The sequence below is a fragment of the Limnohabitans sp. TEGF005 genome, assembly GCF_055394835.1.
Genome location: NZ_AP029226.1, coordinates 2,608,430 through 2,631,099 on the forward strand (window position 1 = coordinate 2,608,430; position 22,670 = coordinate 2,631,099).

24 protein-coding genes and 1 pseudogene are annotated in these 22,670 nt (G+C 59.5%); 4 read left to right on the forward strand and 21 right to left on the reverse strand.

Annotated features, from left to right (window positions below; translation table 11 throughout):
* Positions 1–374 precede the first annotated feature (374 nt).
* Positions 375–1,199, forward strand: a complete 825-nt coding sequence (proC, locus tag ACZ5RG_RS12890; protein ID WP_298597675.1) for a pyrroline-5-carboxylate reductase — start codon at positions 375–377, stop codon at positions 1,197–1,199.
* A gap of 55 nt (positions 1,200–1,254) precedes the next feature.
* On the opposite strand, the gene ubiA is transcribed toward proC, so the two are convergent.
* The 3 genes from ubiA to recG are packed head-to-tail and all read right to left on the reverse strand — an operon-like array spanning position 1,255 to position 5,169.
* Positions 1,255–2,112: a 4-hydroxybenzoate octaprenyltransferase gene (gene ubiA, locus ACZ5RG_RS12895; protein ID WP_298597673.1), complete on the reverse strand. Its 858-nt coding sequence runs from the start codon at positions 2,110–2,112 to the stop codon at positions 1,255–1,257.
* A gap of 8 nt (positions 2,113–2,120) precedes the next feature.
* Positions 2,121–3,083 (reverse strand): LysR substrate-binding domain-containing protein, encoded by a 963-nt coding sequence (locus ACZ5RG_RS12900; protein ID WP_315237392.1) that lies wholly within the window; start codon positions 3,081–3,083, stop codon positions 2,121–2,123.
* Between the two features lie 16 nt (positions 3,084–3,099).
* Positions 3,100–5,169, reverse strand: coding sequence for an ATP-dependent DNA helicase RecG (gene recG / locus ACZ5RG_RS12905; RefSeq protein ID WP_298597667.1), 2,070 nt, complete (start codon positions 5,167–5,169; stop codon positions 3,100–3,102).
* 107 nt (positions 5,170–5,276) lie between these two features.
* Here recG and queA point away from each other — a divergent pair, with 107 nt between their 5' ends.
* Genes queA through ACZ5RG_RS12920 form a run of 3 tightly spaced genes read left to right on the forward strand, consistent with a single transcriptional unit; the run spans position 5,277 to position 8,818 of the window.
* Entirely contained in the window at positions 5,277–6,374 is a 1,098-nt protein-coding gene (gene queA / locus ACZ5RG_RS12910) for a tRNA preQ1(34) S-adenosylmethionine ribosyltransferase-isomerase QueA (RefSeq protein ID WP_464447266.1), read from the forward strand.
* A gap of 30 nt (positions 6,375–6,404) precedes the next feature.
* Positions 6,405–7,601 carry a tRNA guanosine(34) transglycosylase Tgt gene (gene tgt / locus ACZ5RG_RS12915; protein ID WP_464447267.1) on the forward strand — a complete coding sequence of 399 codons (1,197 nt, stop codon included), beginning with the start codon at positions 6,405–6,407 and terminating at the stop codon, positions 7,599–7,601.
* Positions 7,602–7,648: 47 nt separating this feature from the next.
* Positions 7,649–8,818, forward strand: a complete 1,170-nt coding sequence (locus tag ACZ5RG_RS12920) for an ATP-binding protein (RefSeq protein WP_298598787.1) — start codon at positions 7,649–7,651, stop codon at positions 8,816–8,818.
* Here ACZ5RG_RS12920 and ACZ5RG_RS12925 read toward each other — a convergent pair.
* The 18 genes and pseudogenes from ACZ5RG_RS12925 to adh all read right to left on the reverse strand — a co-directional run bounded on the left by ACZ5RG_RS12925 (position 8,805) and on the right by adh (position 22,358).
* Positions 8,805–10,046: an FIST signal transduction protein gene (locus ACZ5RG_RS12925; RefSeq protein WP_464447268.1), complete on the reverse strand. Its 1,242-nt coding sequence runs from the start codon at positions 10,044–10,046 to the stop codon at positions 8,805–8,807. The genes ACZ5RG_RS12920 and ACZ5RG_RS12925 overlap by 14 nt on opposite strands.
* A gap of 7 nt (positions 10,047–10,053) precedes the next feature.
* Positions 10,054–10,896, reverse strand: a complete 843-nt coding sequence (locus tag ACZ5RG_RS12930) for a PhaM family polyhydroxyalkanoate granule multifunctional regulatory protein (RefSeq protein WP_464447269.1) — start codon at positions 10,894–10,896, stop codon at positions 10,054–10,056.
* A 73-nt stretch (positions 10,897–10,969) separates the two neighbouring features.
* A complete protein-coding gene (locus tag ACZ5RG_RS12935; RefSeq protein ID WP_464447270.1) occupies positions 10,970–11,278 on the reverse strand; it encodes an ArsR/SmtB family transcription factor in 309 nt (102 codons plus the stop codon).
* A gap of 11 nt (positions 11,279–11,289) precedes the next feature.
* Positions 11,290–12,384, reverse strand: a complete 1,095-nt coding sequence (locus ACZ5RG_RS12940) for a sulfate/molybdate ABC transporter ATP-binding protein (protein WP_464447271.1) — start codon at positions 12,382–12,384, stop codon at positions 11,290–11,292.
* Positions 12,385–12,407: 23 nt separating this feature from the next.
* The gene (gene cysW / locus ACZ5RG_RS12945) at positions 12,408–13,316 is read right to left on the reverse strand and encodes a sulfate ABC transporter permease subunit CysW (RefSeq protein ID WP_464447272.1); all 909 of its coding nucleotides are present in this window, start codon (positions 13,314–13,316) and stop codon (positions 12,408–12,410) included.
* On the reverse strand, positions 13,313–14,176 hold the full coding sequence (cysT, locus tag ACZ5RG_RS12950) for a sulfate ABC transporter permease subunit CysT (RefSeq protein WP_464447273.1): 864 nt from the start codon (positions 14,174–14,176) through the stop codon (positions 13,313–13,315). Before cysT ends, cysW begins: the two co-directional genes overlap by 4 nt.
* Before the next feature lie 9 nt (positions 14,177–14,185).
* A complete protein-coding gene (locus tag ACZ5RG_RS12955; RefSeq protein ID WP_464447274.1) occupies positions 14,186–15,178 on the reverse strand; it encodes a sulfate ABC transporter substrate-binding protein in 993 nt (330 codons plus the stop codon).
* A 150-nt stretch (positions 15,179–15,328) separates the two neighbouring features.
* Complete coding sequence (locus tag ACZ5RG_RS12960; RefSeq protein ID WP_464447275.1) at positions 15,329–16,339, reverse strand: sulfate ABC transporter substrate-binding protein; 1,011 nt, start codon at positions 16,337–16,339, stop codon at positions 15,329–15,331.
* A 189-nt stretch (positions 16,340–16,528) separates the two neighbouring features.
* Positions 16,529–17,056: a copper uptake system-associated protein gene (locus ACZ5RG_RS12965; RefSeq protein WP_464447276.1), complete on the reverse strand. Its 528-nt coding sequence runs from the start codon at positions 17,054–17,056 to the stop codon at positions 16,529–16,531.
* 96 nt (positions 17,057–17,152) lie between these two features.
* Positions 17,153–17,698 carry a copper chaperone PCu(A)C gene (locus tag ACZ5RG_RS12970; protein ID WP_464447277.1) on the reverse strand — a complete coding sequence of 182 codons (546 nt, stop codon included), beginning with the start codon at positions 17,696–17,698 and terminating at the stop codon, positions 17,153–17,155.
* A 9-nt stretch (positions 17,699–17,707) separates the two neighbouring features.
* Positions 17,708–18,295 (reverse strand): Crp/Fnr family transcriptional regulator, encoded by a 588-nt coding sequence (locus ACZ5RG_RS12975; RefSeq protein ID WP_464447278.1) that lies wholly within the window; start codon positions 18,293–18,295, stop codon positions 17,708–17,710.
* A gap of 95 nt (positions 18,296–18,390) precedes the next feature.
* Entirely contained in the window at positions 18,391–18,789 is a 399-nt protein-coding gene (locus tag ACZ5RG_RS12980) for a DUF2946 family protein (protein WP_464447279.1), read from the reverse strand.
* Positions 18,790–18,815: 26 nt separating this feature from the next.
* Positions 18,816–19,295: a copper chaperone PCu(A)C gene (locus tag ACZ5RG_RS12985; RefSeq protein ID WP_298598807.1), complete on the reverse strand. Its 480-nt coding sequence runs from the start codon at positions 19,293–19,295 to the stop codon at positions 18,816–18,818.
* A 128-nt stretch (positions 19,296–19,423) separates the two neighbouring features.
* Positions 19,424–19,789, reverse strand: a complete 366-nt coding sequence (locus tag ACZ5RG_RS12990; RefSeq protein WP_464447280.1) for a DUF2946 family protein — start codon at positions 19,787–19,789, stop codon at positions 19,424–19,426.
* Between the two features lie 59 nt (positions 19,790–19,848).
* Entirely contained in the window at positions 19,849–20,001 is a 153-nt protein-coding gene (locus ACZ5RG_RS12995) for a hypothetical protein (protein ID WP_464448225.1), read from the reverse strand.
* Positions 20,002–20,007: 6 nt separating this feature from the next.
* Positions 20,008–20,370 (reverse strand): annotated as a pseudogene (locus tag ACZ5RG_RS13000) (BLUF domain-containing protein); the annotation flags it as partial.
* Positions 20,371–20,386: 16 nt separating this feature from the next.
* Complete coding sequence (locus ACZ5RG_RS13005) at positions 20,387–20,764, reverse strand: DUF779 domain-containing protein (protein WP_026036514.1); 378 nt, start codon at positions 20,762–20,764, stop codon at positions 20,387–20,389.
* Between the two features lie 73 nt (positions 20,765–20,837).
* Positions 20,838–22,358, reverse strand: coding sequence for an aldehyde dehydrogenase (adh, locus tag ACZ5RG_RS13010; RefSeq protein ID WP_464447281.1), 1,521 nt, complete (start codon positions 22,356–22,358; stop codon positions 20,838–20,840).
* Positions 22,359–22,670: the final 312 nt, after the last annotated feature.

Below are 22,670 nucleotides of genomic sequence, written 5' to 3' on the forward strand. Positions count from 1 at the left end.
CGCCTTGGCACACAGTCTGGGAGTCACTCTAATTTGCCCGTAATAAGAGACAGCCAGCTACAAGCCCGTTTTTCCAGCCTTTACGGTTCACTTGCACTGCGCACCCAAAGGCTGACAGCGTGTTGGCCATGACAAATTTATCGGGCTTCGTGCTCCGTCCCCGCCAGCTGAGCAAAATATTGGGCAAATTCACGCTGCGCTTTAGCCAAAGCTTTGCCGGCTTGGGCTGAAACCACAGCACGCGAGTTGGTGGCCTCATGGTCAAGCATCCAGAATGCTGTCCATTTTTGCAGGGCCAAACCAAAGTCGCGACAACAAAAAGCGACAATTCCCGGACATTCCATCGGTATCAGACACACAAGGCACGCACCCCAATGACCTCAAGCTCACAGCACATCGCATTCATCGGCGGCGGCAACATGGCCAGCGCCATCATCGGCGGGCTGATCCGTCAAGGCATGAAGCCTGAGCAGATCACCGTGGTCGAGCCCTTTGCAGAGACCGCAGCAAAACTACAGCTGGACTTCGGCATCACCGCCCTGCCCGCGGCGGGCCCGGACCTGGCACAAGCGCAACTGGTGGTCTGGGCGGTCAAACCTCAAATGTTCAACGAAGCCGCCGTGCCCGTCATGCCGCACACCCGCGGTGCCTTGCACCTGTCTGTGGCCGCAGGCATCCGAACCGACAGCATCTGCCGCTGGGTAGGCACCGATCGCGTGGTGCGCTGCATGCCCAACACCCCCGCCTTGGTGGGCCAGGGCATCACGGGGCTTTTCCCCTGCCCATCCGTCACGCCCGCCGACAAAGCGCTGGTGGAGCAGGTCATTGGCACCACCGGCCAATACCTTTGGGTGCAAGAAGAATCGCATCTGGATGCGGTGACCGCCCTGTCGGGCTCCGGACCGGCCTATGTGTTTTATTTCCTCGAAGCCATGACCGAAGCAGGTGCGGGCATGGGGCTGAGCGCCGAGCAGGCTTATCAACTGGCCGTGGCCACTTTCTCGGGTGCCGCCTCTTTAGCTGCGGCATCGACAGAATCACCCGAAGTGCTGCGCCAGCGCGTCACATCCAAAGGCGGTACGACCTACGCGGCCATCACCGCCATGGAGGCCGCCGGCATCAAGGCCTCTTTTGTGAATGCCATGCAGGCCGCCGAGCAACGCGCACGCGAGCTGGGCGACGAATTCGGCAAAGCCTGAAGCGGCAAGCCTTCAGTCTGAACTTGACCTAGCGCCTGATGCCCGCCAAAGGCCGTCAGGCAACGCCATAAGAAAGCACCACGCCCACAAACACGCTGAACCCGAGCCAGTGGTTCTGTCGAAAGGCCTTGAAACAGCCCTCACGTTCACGGTGGCGGATCAAGAAATAGTGCCAAACCACCTGTGCGGCAGAAGCAACCCAAGCCAGCCAGAACCACGCGCCTTGCTGCGGGGCGTTCAGCAGCCACGCCCAGATCAACAAATACGCCCCATAAAAGCCCATGATGGCGGGCACATCGCGGTCACCCAGGGTGATGGCTGAGGTTTTCATGCCGATTTTGAGGTCGTCATCACGATCGACCATGGCGTATTCCGTGTCATAGGCCAGCACCCAAAACAAGTTGCCCAGCAACAAACCCCAAGCCAGCAAAGGCACATCGCTCTGCACTGCGGCAAACGCCATCGGAATGCCGAAGCTGAACGCCACGCCCAACACCGCTTGCGGCATGGACACATAACGCTTGGCGTAGGGGTAAATCAGCGTCACCGCCAAAGCGGCAAACGACCACTGGATGGCAGCCGTGTTCGTCGTCAGCACCAAACCAAACGCACACAGCGCCAGCACGGCCCCCACCCACAAGGCCTCTTTCGTGCCGATGCGCCCGCTCGTCACCGGGCGGTTGGCGGTGCGTTTGACGTGTTTGTCAAAGTCACGGTCGGCCACGTCGTTCAGGCAGCAGCCCGCGCTGCGCATGAGGATCGTGCCCAAAGTAAACACCGCGATCAGATGCCAGCCCGGAAAGCCGCCTGCGGCCACCCACAACGCGGCCAAGGAAGGCCACAGCAAGAGCAGCCAACCCGCAGGACGGTTCCAGCGGATCAAGTCCAGATAAAGCTTGAGTTTGTCGGTCATGCGGGGCCTCAAGACAAGCGCGTCACACCCGGCAATGGGCAAGCATAGATGGCGTTGCGCACGGCGGCTATCGCCTCGTAGCGGGTGTAGCTGCGACGCCATGCCAACACCACGCGGCGCGTGGGTGGCTTGCCGCCCGCAGGGTCCACGATGGGCAGGTAGCGCACAGGCGAATCGTGCCATCCGCCCGAACGCTTGTGCACCGGCTTGAGCTCGGGCACCGACAGGCGCGGCACCAAAGTCACGCCCATGCCGGCAGCCACCATGTGCTTGATGGTTTCCAGCGACGAGCCCTCAAAGGTCTTGCGGATGCCGTCGGTCTGGCTCGCATAACGCGCGAATTCGGGGCACACCTCCAGCACATGGTCGCGAAAGCAATGCCCCGCACCCAGCAACAGCATGGTCTCGTTTTTCAGCTGCTCGGGCGTGATAAAGGCTTCTGCGGCCAAGGGATGGTTGAGCGGCAAAGCCGCCATGAAGGTCTCGTCGTACAAGGGGGCGACCGCCAGACCCGACTCGGGAAACGGCTCGGCCAAAATTGCGCAATCGAGCTCGCCGGTGCGCAGCATTTCCAGCAAACGCACAGTGAAGTTTTCTTGCAGCATCAAGGGCATTTGCGGCATGTCGGTGATGATCTGGCGCACCAGATCGGGCAGCAAATAAGGCCCGATGGTGTAAATCACCCCCAAGCGCATGGTGCCGGCCAAAGGGTCTTTGCCGCGCTTGGCGATTTCCTTGATTTCAGCGGCTTGCTCCAACACGCTTTGGGCCTGGCGCACGATTTCTTCGCCCAGCGGGGTCACGGACACCTCGCTGGCGCTGCGTTCGAACAGCTTGACCTCCAGCTCTTCTTCCAACTTCTTGATGGCCAGTGACAAGGTCGGCTGCGACACAAAGCAGGCCTCGGCGGCCTTGCCAAAATGCTTTTCTCGAGCCACGGCCACGATGTATTTGAGTTCGGTCAGGGTCATGAAGGGTATTTGAACATCAAGCCTTTAGATACTCGGATTTTCCGCCCAACCAACGGCCAATGTGCCGCTCGGCTAAATGCGGGTGCCGGTCCAGCATCTGCGGAGCCAACGCACGCGCCCAGTCCAGCAAATGCCCATCGGTCTCCAGATCGGCAAAACGCAGCAAGGGCGCACCCGACTGGCGTGCCCCCAAGAACTCGCCCGGCCCGCGAATCTCCAGATCGCGCCGCGCAATTTCAAACCCGTCGTTCGTCTCGACCATGGCACGCAGCCGCTCGCGTGCGGTTTCGCTCAAACGCCCGCCCTCGGGTGTGCCATACAAGAGCACACAGGCCGAGGCCGCCGCACCCCGGCCCACCCGGCCACGCAGTTGGTGCAATTGGCTTAGGCCAAAGCGCTCGGCATGCTCGATCACCATCAGCGAGGCATTGGGCACGTCCACCCCCACCTCGATCACCGTGGTGCTGACCAGCACGCCCATCTGGCCTGCGGTAAACAAATCCATCACCGCCTTCTTTTCGGCCACGGGCATGCGCGAATGCAGCAAGCCCACCATCACGCCCGGCAAGGCCTCAGTCAAATCAGCGTGGGTTTGTGTGGCATTGGTCAAGTCCAGCGCTTCGCTTTCTTCGATCAAAGGGCAGACCCAATACACCTGCCGCCCTTCGTGTAACTGCGCACCAATGCGCTCAACCACCTCGTGGCGGCGGTGGTCTGACACCACGCGGGTCACGATGGGGGTGCGTCCAGGGGGCAACTCATCGATCACCGACACGTCCAGATCGGCGTAATAGCTCATGGCCAGCGTGCGCGGAATCGGCGTGGCCGTCATCATCAGCATGTGCGGCTCCATGCCATCGGCCTGCATCTTGCCGCGCAGAGCCAGGCGCTGCGCCACCCCAAACCGGTGCTGCTCATCGATCACGGCCAGTGCCAGATTTTTGAACTTGACGTGGTCCTGAATCACCGCGTGCGTGCCCACCACCAGTGCGGCCTCGCCCGACTCGATCAGCGCCAGCATGGCGGCACGTTCTTTCTTTTTTTGGCTGCCAATCAACCAAGCCACTTTCACGCCCAATGGCTCCAACCAGCCGACCAGCTTGGCGAAGTGCTGGGTCGCCAGAATTTCGGTGGGTGCCATCAGGGCGCATTGCCAGCCCGCATCCACCGCCACCATGGCCGCCAAGGCCGCCACCACGGTTTTGCCCGCGCCCACATCGCCTTGTAGCAAGCGGTGCATCGGCACATGGCGGGCCAAATTTTGCGCAATCTCCTGGCCCACACGCTGCTGGGCATTCGTCAGGCCAAACGGCAAGGCCTTGAGCAACTGGCCGTACAGGCCATCGGGTTTCAGCCTCAATGCCGGGGCCCGCAACAAATCGCGCTCGCGCTTAGCCGTCAATTGCGACAACTGCTGCGCCAGCAACTCCTCGCATTTGAGGCGAATCCAGGCCGGGTGGCTGCGGTCTTCCAGCGCGGCCAGCGACACATCGGGCGTGGGGTGGTGCAAAAACCGCAGCGCATCGCGCAGAGACCAGGCCCCACGCGGGTCTGGCCATGGAATGCCTTGGGGCAAGGTTTCGCTCAGATCGGCATGGTTCAGGCCCGTGATGACCGCCCGGCGCAAATAGGCCTGGGCCAGCCCGGCGACGGTGGAATACACCGGCGTCAGCGCTTCGGCCAAGTTACCGCCCGCCGCCTTGAACGTGGGGTGCATCATGGTCAGACCCATGAAACCGCCCTTGACCTCGCCCCGCGCCCGGATGCGGTTGCCCACCGCCAGCGCTTTCTGGTGCGAAGGGTAAAAACTGAAAAACCGCATCACACAGGTGTCCGAACCATCGTCCACCGTCACCAGCAACTGGCGGCGCGGGCGCATCGTGATCTCGCAAGCCGTGACCGTGGCCTCGATCTGCGCGGTATCACCCTCGCGCGCATCGCGCAATTTGACGATGCGGGTCTCGTCCTCGTAGCGCAGCGGCAAGTGCAGCGCCAAGTCGATATCGCGCTTGAGCCCAAGCTTGATCAGCGCCTTTTGGGGAGCGCTGAGCGTTTTGGCGGGCGTGTGAGTAGGCGCGGAGGGCATCTGCTGATTGTGCCGTGAGAGTCCCTGGCCAGTAGCCTTCAAAGCAAACTTATCCTTCGGGCAAAATCCTGCCTTTCCATTTGTTCGGGCCTGTCCAGCCCTGCGCCATGTCCTCTTCCTCAGTCACCCCAGCTCCCCGCCCCTTCACGCTCAGCGATTTCGACTTTGAGCTTCCCCCCGAACTGATTGCCCAACACCCCGCCGCCGAGCGCAGCGGTTCGCGGTTGCTCGATGGTTCTTTGCCCACGGTGGTGGACCGCATTTTTCATGAACTGCCCAGCCTGCTGAACGCGGGCGACCTGCTGGTCTTCAACGACACCAAGGTGATCAAGGCGCGCATTTTTGGCGAGAAGGCCTCGGGTGGCAAACTGGAGCTGCTGATCGAACGCGTACTGCCAGGCAACCAAGTGGTGGCGCACATGAAGGTCAGCAAAAAGCCGCTGCCGGGCGGCAAGATGTTCATGATGGGCGGTGCCCGCAACGGCGGCTTTGATGCCGTGCTGCTGGGCCGCTGGCCTGATGAAAACGGCCAGCTGTTTCACCTGCAGCTGAGCGACGAACCGCATGCCCTGATGGAAAAGCACGGCGTGGTGCCACTGCCGCCCTATATTGAGCGCCCTTCGGGCGCGAGCACCCACACCGATTCAGAAGAAGACGCCCAGCGTTACCAAACCGTATTTGCGCGAGCACCCGGTGCGGTGGCCGCGCCTACGGCTGCCTTGCATTTTGACGAGGCCCTGTTGGCCCAGCTGGAGGTACGCGGCGTGCAACGCGCCAGCGTGACCTTGCATGTGGGTGCGGGCACATTCCAACCCGTCAAAACCGAGAACATCGCCGACCACACCATGCACCGCGAGTGGTACGAGGTGCCCGCAGCGACGCAACAAGCCATTGCCGCTTGCAAAGCACGGGGCGGCCAAGTAGTGGCCGTGGGCACGACCACCGTGCGCACCCTCGAATCCTGGGCGAAATTTGGCCAAGCCAGCGGCGACACGCAGATTTTCATCACGCCGGGGTTTGATTTCAAAGTGGTGGACCGGCTGGTGACCAACTTCCACCTGCCCAAAAGCACACTGATGATGCTGGTCAGCGCCTTTGCGGGGTACGAACACATCATGGGTTTGTACCGACACGCGATCGCGCACCAATACCGCTTCTTCAGCTATGGCGATGCGATGCTGCTGACGCGCACTCCACCGCGCTGAAGTCCAAGCTGCCCTCCTACAATCCCTGCCATGCTCAAATTCGACCTGCTCAAAACCGACCCTTCCAGCCACGCCCGCCGCGGCACGCTGACCCTGAACCATGGCGTGGTGCAAACGCCCATCTTCATGCCAGTGGGAACCTACGGCACGGTCAAAGGCGTGATGCCACGCAGCCTGGAAGAAATGGGCGCACAGATCATTCTGGGCAACACCTTTCACCTGTGGATGCGCCCCGGACGGGACATCATGGAAAGCTTTGGCGGACTGCACAAATTTGAAAAATGGAACAAACCCATCCTGACCGACTCGGGTGGTTTTCAGGTGTGGTCGCTGGGCGACATGCGCAAGATCACCGAAGAAGGCGTGACCTTTGCATCGCCTGTGAACGGCGACAAGCTGTTCATGTCGCCCGAGGTCAGCATGCAGATTCAGACCACCTTGAATTCAGACATCGTGATGCAACTCGACGAGTGCACGCCTTACGAGACCAAGGGGCACCTGACCACCGAAGCCGAAGCCCGCAAGTCGATGGAGATGAGCCGCCGATGGGCTGTGCGCAGCCAAGACGAATTTGCGCGGCTGGAAAACCCCAACGCGTTGTTTGGCATCGTGCAAGGCGGCATGTTTGAAAACCTGCGTCAGGAATCACTGGACGCGCTGGTCGAGATGGACTTCCCCGGTTATGCCGTGGGCGGCGTGAGCGTGGGCGAGCCCAAAGACCTGATGCTGCAAATCATGGCGCACACACCCCACCGCCTGCCCGCCAACAAACCACGCTACCTGATGGGCGTGGGCACGCCCGAGGATTTGGTGCAAGGCGTGGCCGATGGCGTGGACATGTTCGACTGTGTGATGCCCACCCGCAACGCTCGCAATGGCACGGTGTTCACCCGCTTTGGCGATCTGAAACTGCGCAACGCCCGCCACAAAACAGACCCACAACCGTTGGACACGACTTGCACCTGCTATGCCTGCGCGGGCAGCCCTACAGGATCACACTCCGGCAGTGGCGGCGTGTCGTGGGACCAAGGCGGCCGCGATGGTTTTAGCCGCGCGTATCTGCACCATCTGGACCGCTGCGGCGAAATGCTCGGCCCCATGCTGACCACCATCCACAACCTGCACTACTACCTGAATCTGATGCGCGAAGTGCGCGAGTCACTGGACGCGGGCAAGTTCAGCGCGTTCCGGGCGCAGTTCAAGACAGATCGGGCGCGCGGGGTATAAGACATTTATCCTTGCAAATCATGGAATGAGCATCCATAATTGCAAGGATGTTTAAACGCCATTTGCAATCTTTACTGGGAGAAGAACTCCAGTTTTCACCGGCCGTGGCCTTGCTTGGCCCACGGCAGGTGGGCAAAACCACGCTGGCACTGGAAGTGGCGCGCAACATCCCGCATGTCTATCTCGACCTGGAATCAGACCGGGATCGCGGCAAGCTGGCCCAGGCCGAGTTGTATCTGGAAAGCCACCTGGACAAACTGGTCATCTTGGACGAAGTCCACCGGGCACCGGGTTTGTTTCTCGTCCTGCGCGGCCTGATTGACCAAGCCAGGCGCTTGGGGCATGCGTCCGGGCAATATTTGTTGCTGGGGTCCGCCAGTCTGGATGTGCTGCATCAATCTGGCGAAACGCTGGCGGGTCGCATCGCCTATCTGGAACTGGGTCCCTTGAACGTTCTGGAAACAGGGCAAAGCAGTGAGGATGCGTTGTGGCTCAGAGGTGGTTTTCCGCAAAGCCTGAACGCACCCACCGATGCCCGCAGCCTGCGCTGGCGTGAAAACTTCATCCGCACCTATCTGGAGCGGGACATTCCGCAATTTGGCCCCCGCATCGCCGCAGAGACACTGCGACGCTTCTGGACCATGCTGGCCCACCACCAGGGCGGCATGCTCAACGTAGCCCAACTGGCACGCAATTTGGGCGTGGATGTCAAAACCGCACAAAGCTACATCGACCTCTTGTGTGACTTGCTGCTGGTGCGCAGGCTGGCCCCCTGGCACACCAACACCGGCAAGCGCTTGGTCAAGGCCCCCAAGGTCTATGTGCGTGACAGCGGTCTGGTGCATGCGCTGCTGAACATCGAATCCAGAGAAAGCCTGCTCTCGCACATGGTGGTCGGGGCCAGTTGGGAAGGGTATTGCATTGAAACCCTTTTGGCCTGCGTGCCCGCTGGCGTAACCGGCTACTTTTACCGAACCAGTGGCGGTGCCGAAATTGATTTGCTGCTGGCCTGGCCAGATGGTGAGCTCTGGGCCATCGAGATCAAACGCAGCAGCGCCCCCAAAGTGGAGCGTGGTTTTCACAGCGCCTGCGATGACCTGAAACCCAGCCAGAAATGGGTGGTCTATCCGGGACAAGAAACCTACCCGCTTGGCGCAGACATCCAGGCCATTTCATTGCATGGCCTGTGCGAAAAACTGGCACTCAATCGGTCGTGAACACCGTCAACACGCCGGTGTAGCCGTACAACTGGTTGCGGGCGATCTCGCCAGCGGCAAAAAACCCCACCAAGGGCACATCGCCCAATGCATGGCGAATGATTTGCATCTCGGCGCTGGGGCCGCCAAAGTGGGGCCCCCCACGGCCGGTGCAGCTGACGTACAGCGCGCCCGCCATGCGCCGGCCCTTTTGAGGCAAGCTCGCCACAGGGTCATCGCTCAAAGCGTTGATGGCTTCGATGGACAGCATGTCGGGCTCCAGCGCTTCACGAATTTCGGCGCACACGCGCACCAGATCAGCCCGGGCGGCCTGCACATCGCGGCGGCAAAAGGCCAAGCGCATGCCAGGCTCCAGGTTTTCGGCCACCGCAACACCCTGTCGCGACGGGTCAAGGCCCACAATGTGACGCACCCGAACATCGCTGCCCAAATGGCCTGTGCGGCCCACGCCACTTTGACCACTGGGGCTCAAACCCACCAGGGTGGACCGCACCACCGGAATGGCCTTTTGCGGATCGCCCATGGAAATGCCCAGATCGGCCAACATCACATCCAGCGCCGGTTCGCCATTGAGCTTGAGCACCAAATGCCGATCGGACTCGGTGATCTCACGCTCCAGCGAAACGGGCTGGCAACCTTGGGTCACACGGGACAGCAAACCCACCTCAGGCGCAAAAGCCACACCGCTCAGGCCGCCCTCCAGCACGCCACCATCGGCCAGGCTCTGCCCCGCATTGACGGCAAACTGCACGCTGCGGGTGCGGCTGGAGGTCAAGCCGCCAAACAAATAACCCTGCAGGGTGCGCCCTGACATCTCCTGAATCAGCTCAGGGAGTTCGGGTGTAGCGGGATCGGCATGCACCAAGGCCACATCGGCAAACCCACTGGCAGGCAGCGGCGACAGGCCCGAGAACACGCGGTAGTGCTCAGGCGGCACATCACACAGCATGACCGCGAGGGCCGGCTCATCAAAATACTCTGCGTTGTTGACCACCAGCCCCACGCCAACAGTGCCAACCCAATCGGTCACGGCGGGTAACTCTTGGCGCAAATGGTCAAGAATGGCCTGCGCCTGAGCGGCATAGTGGTCGGTGATGTACAGCAACGCCAAGCGGGGTCCGCTCGCGGAATCGGACAAACCCATTTGGGCGCGCAATTGGGCCAGCACCAAGCCTGCGGCCATCCGCCACTGCGGATGGGTGGCGTGGCCGTAGGGAAACAGCTTCATGGCCGCCTTACTTCGCAGCGGATTGGCGCGGCGTGGGCTTGGCCTTTGGGCGCACGGTTTTGGCCGGCACTGCGCTGGCGCTCTTGCGTGCGGCAGCGGGCTGGGCTGCGCCAGCAACAGCTTTGCTTTGCGGCTTGGCCCGCGACGGAGCAGCCGGGGCTTTGGCGGTTTTTACCGCTGCTTTGCGGCCAGCCGGGGCTTTCGCCGGTTTAGCGGCCTTGGCAGCCATTCCGGCTTTCATGGCCTCGCCCGCCACGTCTTTCAAGGCCGCAGCGGCAATGCCCTGAAACTGCTGTGTCAAAGCACCCCACCACTGCATCGGATCTACAGCGGGTTTGGCCGCATCGCTGGCAGGCTCGGCAGCCGAAGCATCTGCTGGCGCTTGCGGTTCGGCCTGTGTTTCGGCCGCAGGTTCGACCACCGCGTCTGGGGTTGTTTTGGGTGTGAAAAGCGAAGACTTGACAGCCGCTGCATTGTTGGCTGTCGCACTAGAGGGTGAAGGCTGTGCAGGCTCGGCTGCCGGAGGCTTGGCCGTGAACGCCTTGGCCAAATCAGCCATGTTCACATTCATGCTTTGCAAGGTGGTCAAGGTCATTTTTTGCACCTCCATGGCCTGGATGGTGGCCTTGAGCGCCGTGGTGTTTTGCTCCAACCAAAACAGCACCGACTTGAGCTCTTGAATCCGCTTGTCGATTTCTTCGATGCTCAGTGTGGGCGCCACCCAACTGGCCATGCCCGGTATACCGCCCGCAGCAGCAGGCTGGGCCTGAGATGCGGTTTTGGAGAGGTTTTGCAAAAAATCAAAGCCCGGCACAAATTGGCCAAAGCCGAAGGCGGAAGGGTCGCTCATGGCAATTCCTTGAAAAGTGGTCTGCAAAGCTTACCCCAAGACGCTTCCAATACTTTGCACCAATTGGCACCGTTCAAAGCCGGGGTTCCAAGCGCTCACACATGGCTTGGCAGATCTGGACAATTTGCGAGTCTGCAATGGCGTAATAAATTTGAACGCCATCGCGTCGCTTGTTCAATATGCCTTTGCGATACAACATATTCAAGTGTTGCGACATGTTCGGCTGTGTCGTTTTGACCGCATCCAGCAACTGACCTACATTTTTTTCACCGTGACATAGTGTGCTGATGATGTGCAGGCGCATGGGGGCAGCCAGCAGGCCAAACAGCTGGGCCGCATCTTGGAGCAAGCGTGTCAATTCGGCATCGGAATAGTTCTGCATCGGCACCGCATTCACCCTTCTACAAACACCCGCGCTTTGCGAGGCGTCAGCACCAATGTCTCGCCTTCTTTGAAGTCTTGCTGTCGGAACTGCGAAGCCGATAACTGCGCCTCGATGATGGCGTCCTTGCCAAACATACCGGCCTCTGCCGGCTCCAGCTCCAGGCGGGCTACCGGCCCCACCACAATGGCACGGGTCAGCTTGGCCACAATGCCGGTGTGGGCCTCGCCCGTCTTGTACCGCGTCACATCCAGATCGTGTGGGCGCACATAGGCAAACGCTTTGGCGTCTTGCACTTGCCCGTGTTCTGGGCTGTCCAGGCGGATCGCGTGCTGGTCTGCACCAATGAGCATTTCACCTTCGTGTGCCCGGCCATGGAACAGGTTCACATCGCCCAAAAAGCCATAGACAAAGGGGCTGGCCGGGTGGTCCCATACGTCTTGCGGCGAACCGATTTGCTCGATATTGCCTTTGTTCATGAGCACCACACGGTCGGCCACTTCCAACGCTTCTTCTTGGTCGTGTGTCACAAAAATACTGGTCACATGCAGCTCGTCATGCAGGCGGCGCAGCCAGCGGCGCAGCTCTTTGCGTACCTTGGCGTCCAGTGCACCAAAAGGCTCGTCCAGCAGCAGCACCTTGGGTTCGACTGCCAGCGCACGGGCCAGCGCAATGCGTTGCCGTTGACCGCCCGACAACTGCGAAGGGTAACGGTCTGCCAGCCAGTCGAGTTGCACCAAGCCCAAGAGCTCGTGCACTTTGCGTTGGATTTCGGATTCACTCGGGCGCTCTTTGCGCGGCTTGACACGCAGGCCAAAGGCCACGTTTTCAAAAACAGTCATGTGGCGGAACAAAGCGTAGTGCTGAAACACAAAGCCCACTTGTCGTTCACGCACATGCACGTGAGTCGTGTCGGCGCCACTGAAGCCAATCGTGCCGCTGTCAGCCGTTTCCAGTCCGGCAATGATGCGCAGCAATGTGGTTTTGCCGCAGCCGGAAGGACCCAGCAGCGCGACAAGTTCGCCCGATTCAATGTCGAGGCTGACGTTGTTCAGCGCCGTGAAGTCGCCAAATTGTTTATGGACGTTGCGGATTTCGATGCTCATGGTTCAAATGCTTTCCGTCGAATTCAGACTAGGACGTCAGGGGTCTGTGCCAAAGGGCGTTCGGGTGGCGTGTCAGCGGCCGCTTTGCGCTCTTGCTCGTGCCGCCACTCAATCACCGACTTGATGGCCAACGTGACCAAGGCCAGCAAAGCCAGTAAGGACGCCACGGCAAACGCAGCCACCGACTGGTATTCGTTGTACAAAATTTCCACATGCAAAGGCATGGTGTTGGTCTGGCCCCGAATGTGCCCAGACACCACCGACACCGCGCCAAATTCACCCATGGCGCGGGCGTTGCACAAAATCACGCCGTAGATCAGGCCCCATTTGATGTTGGGCAAGGTGACGTGCCAAAACGTTTGCCATCCGCTCGCCCCCAAGACGATGGCGGCTTGCTCTTCGTCACTGCCTTGCGCTTGCATGAGCGGAATCAGCTCGCGGGCGATGAATGGAAAGGTCACAAACACCGTGGCCAAGATGATGCCGGGCACGGCAAAAATGATCTTTATGTCATGTGCCTGAAGCCAAGGGCCAAACCAGCCCTGTGCACCAAACATCAAGACATAGATCAAACCGGCCACCACGGGCGACACAGAAAATGGCAGATCGACCAAGGTGGTCAAAAGCGACTTGCCCTTGAACTCGTATTTGGCAATGGCCCAAGCCGCCGCCACGCCAAACACCAGATTCAGCGGCACCGCCACGGCTGCGGTGATCAAGGTCAACTCAATGGCCGACCAAGCGTCGGGCTCTTGGAGCGCCTCCAGGTAGGCGTCCAAACCCTTGCGCAAGGCTTCGGTAAAGACCGCTGCCAAGGGCAAGACCAAGAACAAAAACATGAAGGTCAGTGCCAGCCCGATCAGGCTGTAGCGAATCCAGCGCGACTCGGTGGTGCCCGCTTGGACTTTTTGCGAAGTGCCCGCTGGGTTCATGACGTGGCTCCTGAGCGGCGACGCTGCCAGGTTTGCAGCGCATTGATGATCAACAACAAAACAAACGAAAAACCCAACATGACCAAAGCCACGGCGGTTGCACCGGCGTAGTCGTATTGCTCCAGCTTGCCGATGATGATCAGCGGCGTGATCTCAGAGACCATGGGCATGTTGCCCGCGATGAAAATGACCGAGCCGTATTCACCAATGGCCCGCGCAAACGCCATGGCAAAACCGGTGAGCAATGCGGGCGCAATCGACGGAAAAATCACCTTGCTGAACGTCTGCCAGCGTGTGGCGCCCAAACACGTTGCGGCCTCTTCGAGTTCTTTCTCGGTGTCTTCCAGCACCGGCTGCACCGTGCGCACCACAAAAGGCAAACCAATGAAGATCAGCGCGATCACCACGCCATTGGGGTTAAAGGCCAACTGAATGCCCAGGGGCTCCAAGTATTGGCCCACCCAGCCATTGCCTGCCAGCAAGGCCGTGAGCGAGATGCCTGCGACCGCAGTGGGCAGGGCAAAGGGCAAATCGACCAAGGCATCGACGATCTTTTTGCCAAAGAAGTCATAGCGCACCAGCACCCAAGCCACCAACAAACCAAACACCACATTGACCAGCGCCGCGATCAAAGACGCCCCAAACGTCAAGCGGTAAGACGCCAGCACACGAGGGCCGGTCACCGCAGCCCAAAACTGCTCCCAGCTCAAGGTGAAGGTTTTGAAGACGAGCGCCGACAGGGGAATCAACACGATCAGGCTCAGGTAAAAAATCGTGAACCCCAAGGTCAGGTTGAACCCGGGCAACACTTTGGCTGGCGCCCGCCGGGTGGCAGGTGCCGCAATGGGCAATGCGGTCATGGGGAAAACTTATTTGACGGTGTAGATCTTGTCGAACTGGCCGCCATCGTTGAAATGGATTTTTTGCGCTTCGGACAAAGAGCCAAACAATTCCTGCACAGTGAACAGCTGGATCGGCTTGAAGGTGTTGGCGTACTTTTTCAAGATGGCCGGGTTGCGTGGGCGCAAAGCGTGCTTGGCCGCGATTTCTTGCGCTTCGTCTGAATACAGGTAATTCAAGTACGCCTTGGCCAGATCAGCGGTGCCTTTCTTGGTCACCGTGCGCTCCACCACGGCCACAGGGTTTTCGGCCACGATGCTGATGGACGGGTGAATCGCATCGACCTTGCCCGCGCCAAATTCGTTGTCCACCGAGACCACTTCAGACTCGAAGGTCACCAGCACATCGCCAATATTGCGTTGCAAGAAGATGGTGGTCGCGTCGCGCCCACCCTTGGCCAACACGGGCACGTTTTTGTACAGCTTGCTCACAAATTCGGCCGCATCGGCATCCGAGCCGCCCTTCTTCTTGACATAGCCCCAAGCCGCCAAATAAGCCATGCGGCCATTGCCACCAGTTTTGGGGTTGACCACGATCACCTTGATGCCGGGCTTGACCAAATCATCCCAATCCTTGATGCCTTTGGGGTTGCCGTTGCGGGTGAGGAACAGCATGGTCGAAGTGGTTGGCGACGCATTGTTCGCGAAACGCTTATTCCAGTCCTTGGCCACCACACCGGTGCTGGCCAAAAAGTCCACATCGGTGGTGGTATTCATGGTGACCACATCAGCGTCCAAACCGTCATTGACAGCACGCGCTTGTGCACTGGAGCCGCCGTGCGCTTGGTCGATCTTCACGTCTTTGCCCGTGGTCTTTTTGTAATGCGCGACAAAGGCCGCGTTGTAGTCCTTGTAGAACTCGCGGGCCACGTCGTACGAGGCGTTGAGCAAGGTTTGGGCGCTGGCCGACCCAGCAGACAAAGCCCATACGGCGGCCAAAGCGATGTGTGTCAGTTTTTTCATGGGAGTGTTTCCAAAATTTACAGCGCAGCTTCTTTGGCAGCATGGCCATCCATTGCGCGAGCTGCGATTCTGCGGACGCATTCACAAAACTCAAACTATTCTTTAGTGCTTTGCTTATACGCAAACAGCTCTTAAGACGAACAGAAGACGTTATTTCTTCGTGTAAATCTGATCGAAGCTGCCGCCGTCTGCAAAGTGAGCTTTGTCGGCTTTTTCCCAACCCCCAAAGGCCTGGTCGATGGTGAACAGGTTCAATTTGGGAAACTGTTTGGCGTATTTGGCCTGGGCCTTGGGCGAGATCGGGCGGTAGAAGTTTTTGCCCGCAATGTCTTGGCCTTCGTCGGTGTAGAGGTATTCCAGATAGGCCTGGGCCACAGCGCGTGTCCCTTTGCGGTCCACGTTTTTGTCGACCACGGTCACAGCGGGTTCGGCCAAGATGCTGATGGAGGGGTAGACCACATCGATCTTGTTGCCAAATTCTTTTTCCAGCAAGTTGGCTTCGTTTTCCCAACTGATGAACACATCACCTTGGGCACGCTGGGCAAAGGTGATGGACGAGCCACGCGCTCCAGTGTCAAGCACGGGCACGTTTTTGTAGAGTGCGGCCACAAAGTCTTTGGCTTTGGCCTCGCTGCCGTATTGGCGCTTGGCAAATTCCCAAGCGGCCAGGTAATTCCAACGCGCACCGCCCGATGTTTTGGGGTTGGGCGTGATCACGCTGATGCCGGGTTTGACCAGGTCGTCCCAGTCCTTGATGCCTTTGGGGTTGCCCGCACGCACCACCAGCACGATGGTCGAGGTGTAAGGCGAGCTGTTGTGCGGCAGGCGTTTTTGCCAGTCTTTGGGGATCAGGTTGCCGTTTTTGTGCAAGGCATCGGTATCGCCTGCCAAAGCCAATGTGGCGATGTCGGCATCGAGCCCATCGATGATGGAGCGGGCTTGTTTGCCCGAGCCGCCGTGCGACTGCTTGACGGTCAGGTCTTGCCCTGTTTTGGCTTTCCAGTGGGCGGCAAAAGCCTTGTTGAATTCAACGTACAGCTCACGGGTGGGGTCATACGAGACATTGAGCAAACTCACGGGGGCCTGCGCTTGGGCCGACAAGGCCGAGATCGCCAGCGTCAATAAGGCCGCCAAGTGAACGAATCGTTGTTTGTTTTTCATAAGGGTCACTCCAAAAATGCACATCAAAAAGTTGATGCATTGGATTCTGCGAGTGAGCCGTTAAAACACGAACTACTGTTTTTCTATTTCTTAATAAGGAATTCATCTAAATGACGACGTCTTTGACCGATGGCAGCAGTCGCCCCCTACAGTCCTTGTCTATAAAGATTAGAACTCAGTGGTGCTGAATCAACGCTTGGGGTGCGCACCTTGCGCACCTTGCGCACCTTGCCCCCCATGGCCCGCGCCATGACCCGCATCGCCGTCCACGCGCAACATGCCCTCGAAAGAAGCAAACTGCTTCAAGGTGTCTGCTGGCAGTCGGCTTTCGGCCACATTCAGCTTTTTCGCCAGTGCAGTGGCCATGTCGGCGGTCATGCCGGTGTGCAACAGTGCATCGGCCTGCCGCAAACCATCGCCGCCACAAACCACAATCACCCAATGGCCGTGGCGCTTTTGCAGCAGTGCCCGGCCACCGCGAGCGTCTTGCAACCAGCCCGCCAAGGCCCAGTCACCCTCTACCACCACGGGGGCTACTTTGAGCGGTGATTGGGGTTTGTCAAATTGGAGTTTCATGGCCTGCACGATGCCCTGCGCCTCTTTGGCAGGGGTGGCCACAGCCTGGCTGCGGTCGGTGGCCGCTTGGAGTGGGGCTGCGCTCGAGAGCAAGCCGATGATGGCCAAAGCAAGGCCAGAAATAGTCAATTTTGTTTTCATGATTCGAAGATTGATCAAGGGATCGGTTTGGCCGACCGTGTGGAAAAAATCACCACCCCAAAAGGGCCTATCGATGATGGGGTGCGCCGCTGAATGTCAGTGTGGGTGTTCAGTGCGTGCCGCACGGGGCGTTTGCACCCCAACGCTCAAGCGCTTGGCACCCGCTTTTTCAAAGACCAGCTCCAGATCGAAGCGGTCACCGTCTTTGAGGGGTTTGGCCATGTCCAGCAGCATCAGGTGGTGCGTGCCTGCGCCGCCGTGTCGCAAAGACACTTCGGTTTGCGCGGGCAGCTCCAGTGCTGGCACCTGGCGCATGCGCATGACGTTGCCGTCCATTTGCATTTGGTGGATTTCGACCCGAGTGGCCACAGCGGTGCGGGCCGACAGCAAGCGGTCGGGCGTTTGGCCTTGGTTGCGAATGGCTTTGAAATAGACCGCGCCCGTGGTGGTGCCAGCCAGGCTGGGCGTGGCGTAGGGGTGGTCAATCACCAGCTCACCATGGCGAAAGTCGTGAGCCTGGGCCGTGCCCGCGCCCAACAACGTCAGTGCCACCCAGCCCATGAACAAACCACCCCACATGAAGCCCAGGCCAAAGCCGGATTTTCTGGCGCTCTGCCAGATCTTGAACATCATCATCTGCATCGTTGTCTTTCAGAGTGCCATGGCAAAAGCTGGCCCTGTGGCCCAGACACTGGCCGTGCGTGTTCGCGGCTGTTTGCGCTCGGGCAGCAAGGTGTTGAGTTCGCGGCACACGGTCGCGAAGGTGGAGTCGACCACGCGGGCCATCTCTTTGAGCGTGGGCAGTTCTTTGCGCTGCACAGCCAACACACGGCCATCGGCCTGCTTGCCCAACACGGTCAACAAATAGGCCAGGCGCTGCACGATGGAACCCGTTCGCAAACGGTGCATGTCGCAGGTCTGGCGTTGCTGCTGCATGAAGCCCTGCGTCATGGTGGTGTAGCGGTCCAAGTCTTGGCTGACCGCATGGGGCAGCGTTTGCGCGGCCACCAAGGCCACCGCGGTAAAGGCATAGGGTTCGGCGCACAGCGACTCCACGCCGATCAGGTCACCGGCTTGGGCCAGTTGCACCAGAATTTGGCCGTCTTGGCCCTGGCGCTCCAGCTTGAAAACACCTTGGGTCACGCGCCATACGGGACCAACACCGCCAGCGGCCAACAAGCTTTGGCCACGGCTCACATGGATGGCTTCACCCACCGGAATTTGATTTAAAAATTGCACACTCTGCTCCTGACTGAATAGGCCAGAGCACCCGCTGAAAAGCAGGCTCCTGGCAAACAGCAGGCGGGCATGGGCCCGACCTGCCACGGCTGACATCAGGCGTGGGCAGGCGGAGCGCGTGAGTGGACCGTCCAGTGCGGGACGGCTTGAGGGATGTGTTGATGAAGCTGCGCCAACAGGGGCGGCGCTTGTGGCAATGCCTGCCACGACAAGGGCTTGGGCGGCGGTGCCATACGGTCGCTGGCCAGCACGCACAAGGCGCAATGGTCGAGCATGGCGGCGCCCGGCACAGAACGTTCATCGCGCGGTGTATCGCCTTGCTGATTGAGCGCCGTCTGCTGTGCGCCCTCGGTGGTGCACACTGCCATCCAAGGCACCGCGCTGCCCTGGCTCCAGGCCCGCGCACGCGAGACCGTGGGGGCCAAAGCCGCCAGCAGCATCGCGCACAGCAGCCACAGGCTGAGCCTGCGCAGTTGGGCAGAAGTCCAGGTCATGGAGGGGTCAGGAAAAAGTTAAGAGATCAATGCTTGTGCATGTGGCCGTCGCCCTGCTTCATGGCGGGCGCGGCAGCGGTGCGGGCAGAGGCCTTGATTTCGATGTTCTGGCGCTTGCCATCCTTGCCCTCGACCACCAGGGTCACGGGCACGGTGTCACCGTCTTTGACTTGACCCTTGAGGTCCATCAGCATGACGTGATAACCACCGGGCTTGAGGTCAACGGCTTTGCCAGCGGGCAATGCCAAGCTGGGCACCGCACGCATTTTCATGACGCCGCCGTCCATGGCCATCTCGTGCACCTCGACCACACCCGCTACAGGTGACTGGGCCGAGATCAGTTTGGCGTCTTGCGCCGACTGCAGTTGCATGAAAGCACCTGTGGCTTTTTGCTGGGCCACGGTGGCACGCACCCAGGCGTCTTTGACAGTGACTTGGGCTTGAACATGGGATTGAGCGAACAGGGCCGACAACAGGACGGCAGCAGAGACAAAAACGCGTTTCATGGCGAACTCCAGTGAATAAAACAGACAGGGGGAAAGGTTTGGCAGCACCGTCTCAGGCACCGCAGCAAGCCAACATGCGGATGGCCTGTACGGGCAAGCCGTGTCAAGCGATCAGCCTTGGGCCGTATTCAGAAAATGACGGGGGGCGCCCGGGCCTGCCAAGGCAGCCCAATGAGCGCGGCCAAGCGGGCCTGCTCTGTGGATTGAAGCGCGAAAGACAGCCCGGCATGCACCGTGACTGGGGTGGCTGCGACTGGAGGTGCAGCCACCGGCAAGCACAAAGGGCAATGCATGCCGTGGGTGTTGTCCGTGCCATCTTGGCCGTCGGCTGCGGCCTGAACCAACTTGACGCTGCCCGCTGTGGTGCACACCAGTTGCACCCCCTCTGGGTTAACCAGCGGCGAGGCCGCTGCCACCCCAATGAACAACGCAAACCAGACCAGCATGAAGCGGGTGAGGTGGTGGGCGTTGCGCAGGGACTGCAAACTAAACATCTTGGGAATTATGGCATCGAAGGCTGAGGCCTATGGGCACACACGGTCAATGGACTTGTCTATTCAGATGGTTGTTTCAGCTTTTCATCTGAAAATTGGTCAGTTGCCCACTGTGCGCAACGATCAGCCGCACGGGACATTCCTTGAGCATCCACCGGGAAGAAACCCGGAATATCGTATTTATCGAAGTGCGCATAGGAGGAAAAGGCCATGGCCCAATCTGAAAACTCCCGATCGGTGATGGGGCCTCGCGCCAACAGTTCTACGTTGTGGTGCCGCTCATCGCGCTGGAGGCTTTTCCACAAAGCATCGAGCTAGCCAGAAGGGCCTTCGATGCACTGAACAAAGATTTCCTCGGTGTGGAGCAAATGCCCCGTAATGCCCAAGCTCAGGTTGCGTTTGCGGCACTGCACCAGCAAATTGAACAAATGCAAGCTGCCCAATTTGTGGGTGGCTTTTGAACGGTAAACAAGACGCTCCAACATTTTTGACCCCAAATGATGGCGCACATTGTGGCCACTTGACTTGATGTCAGGCTTACAAGGCACGTCCGCCATGGATGCGCCATGCATCTGACGCATTTGCACGGCGACGCCGTCAGGCCAGATCGCGCAAGACCTGAGGCTCGATTTCGGCCCACTCTTCGTCGGTGAACAGGCGTGATCGGCTGTGAAACGCCTTGCCGGTGTTGCCTTCGAGTGAAAAGGTGCCGCCCGAGCCTTCGATCACATCCAGGATGAGCTGGGTGTGTTTCCAGTACTCGTACTGGGATTTGCTGATGTAAAACGGCACGCCGCCCACATGGCCCAGTTGCACGTCATAAGGGCCAATCGTCAGGTCGGTGGGCAGATAACAGTTGGCGGCGCTGTTGTCACAGCAGCCCCCCGACTGGTGAAACATCAACTCGCCATATTGGGCTTGGAGTTCGGCGATCAGGGCCAGCGCTTCGGGCGTGGCCACCACACGTTCAACCATGTTCATCTCCTGACAAGCAAAGACAAAAAGGGGCGGATTGCGCCGCCCCTGTGAGGATGACCGATTCAATCGATCAGAAAAAGCCCAGCTTGCTCTCGCTGTAGCTGACCAAGAGGTTCTTGGTCTGCTGGTAGTGGTCGAGCATGACTTTGTGGGTTTCGCGGCCAATGCCGGACTCTTTGTAGCCGCCGAATGCCGCGTGTGCGGGGTAGGCGTGGTAGCAGTTGGTCCACACACGACCGGCCTTGATGGCGCGGCCCATGCGGTAGGCGACGTTGCCATTGCGGCTCCAGACGCCAGCGCCCAGACCGTACAGCGTGTCGTTGGCGATGGCCAAGGCTTCGGCTTCGTCTTTGAAGGTGGTCACGGCCAACACGGGGCCGAAGATTTCTTCTTGGAAGATGCGCATTTTGTTGTGGCCCTTGAACAAGGTGGGCTGCACGTAGTAGCCACCTTCGAGGTCGCCACCCAGATGGGCTTGGTTGCCACCAGCCAACACTTCAGCGCCTTCTTGCTTGCCCAGATCCAGGTAAGACAAGATTTTGGTCAGCTGCTCTTTGGAAGCTTGCGCACCCATCATGCTGTCGGTGTCGAGTGGGTTTTGGTGCTTGATGGCGGCCACACGCTTCAAGACACGTTCCATGAACTTGTCATAGATGCTTTCTTGGATCAGGGCACGCGATGGGCAGGTGCACACCTCGCCTTGGTTGAAGGCAAACAACACCAAGCCTTCGATGGCTTTGTCGAGGAAACCATCGTCCTTGTCCATGATGTCGGCAAAGAAGATGTTGGGCGACTTGCCGCCGAGTTCCAACGTAGCGGGGATCAGGTTGTTGGCAGCGGCTTGGGCGATCACACGGCCTGTGGAGGTCGAACCTGTGAAGGCGATCTTGGCAATGCGCTTGCTGGTGGCCAGTGGCATGCCGGCTTCGCGGCCAAAACCGTTGACGATGTTGAGCACACCAGGGGGCAACAAGTCGGCGATCAGCTCCGCCATGATCATGATGGAGATGGGGGTGGACTCGGCGGGCTTGAGCACCACGCAGTTGCCCGCACCAATGGCGGGGGCCAATTTCCAGGCTGCCATCAAGATGGGGAAGTTCCAAGGAATGATCTGACCGACCACACCCAGGGGTTCCTGGAAGTGATAGGCCACGGTGTTTTCGTCGATGTTGGACAGTGCGCCTTCTTGCGCACGCAGGCAGCCAGCGAAGTAGCGGAAGTGGTCCACCGTCAGTGGAATGTCGGCGTTGAGCGTTTCGCGAATCGCTTTGCCGTTGTCCACGGTTTCGGCGTAAGCCAACACTTCCAGATTGGCTTCAATGCGGTCGGCAATTTTCAGCAGCAAGTTGGCACGGGTGGCGGCATCGGTCTTGCCCCAAGCGTCTGCCGCAGCGTGGGCGGCGTCCAGCGCCAGCTCGATGTCGGCGGCATCTGAACGGGCGGCTTGGGTATAGACCTTGCCGCTGATGGGGGTGATCACGTCAAAGTACTGGCCTTTGACCGGGGCCACAAATTTGCCACCGATGAAGTTGTCATAGCGGGCTTTGTATTGGACTTTGGCGCCTGCGGCGCCGGGGGCTGCGTAGATCATGTGTGTCTCCAGTTTGAGATTTGTGGGGAACCATCGGTGCAGGGCAAGCACCCGGCACACGCTGCACTTCTTTGCAAGACGAGTGCCAAAACTCATAAACCGAGGGTATCCACCAAGTTCCTGGCCTGCTCAGGCCATCGGCCGCAGCAACTCAAGGGTTATCCCGACAGGAAACAGCGCCAACAACTGTCCGCCGTACGCCCGCCGTCAGCAACACATGTCACAAATTGAGACACTTGACGCCATCTGTTGGGGACAAGGCTTGCAGCACACGTTCCAGACCCTAGACTGATCAAATACAAGCGAGACCAC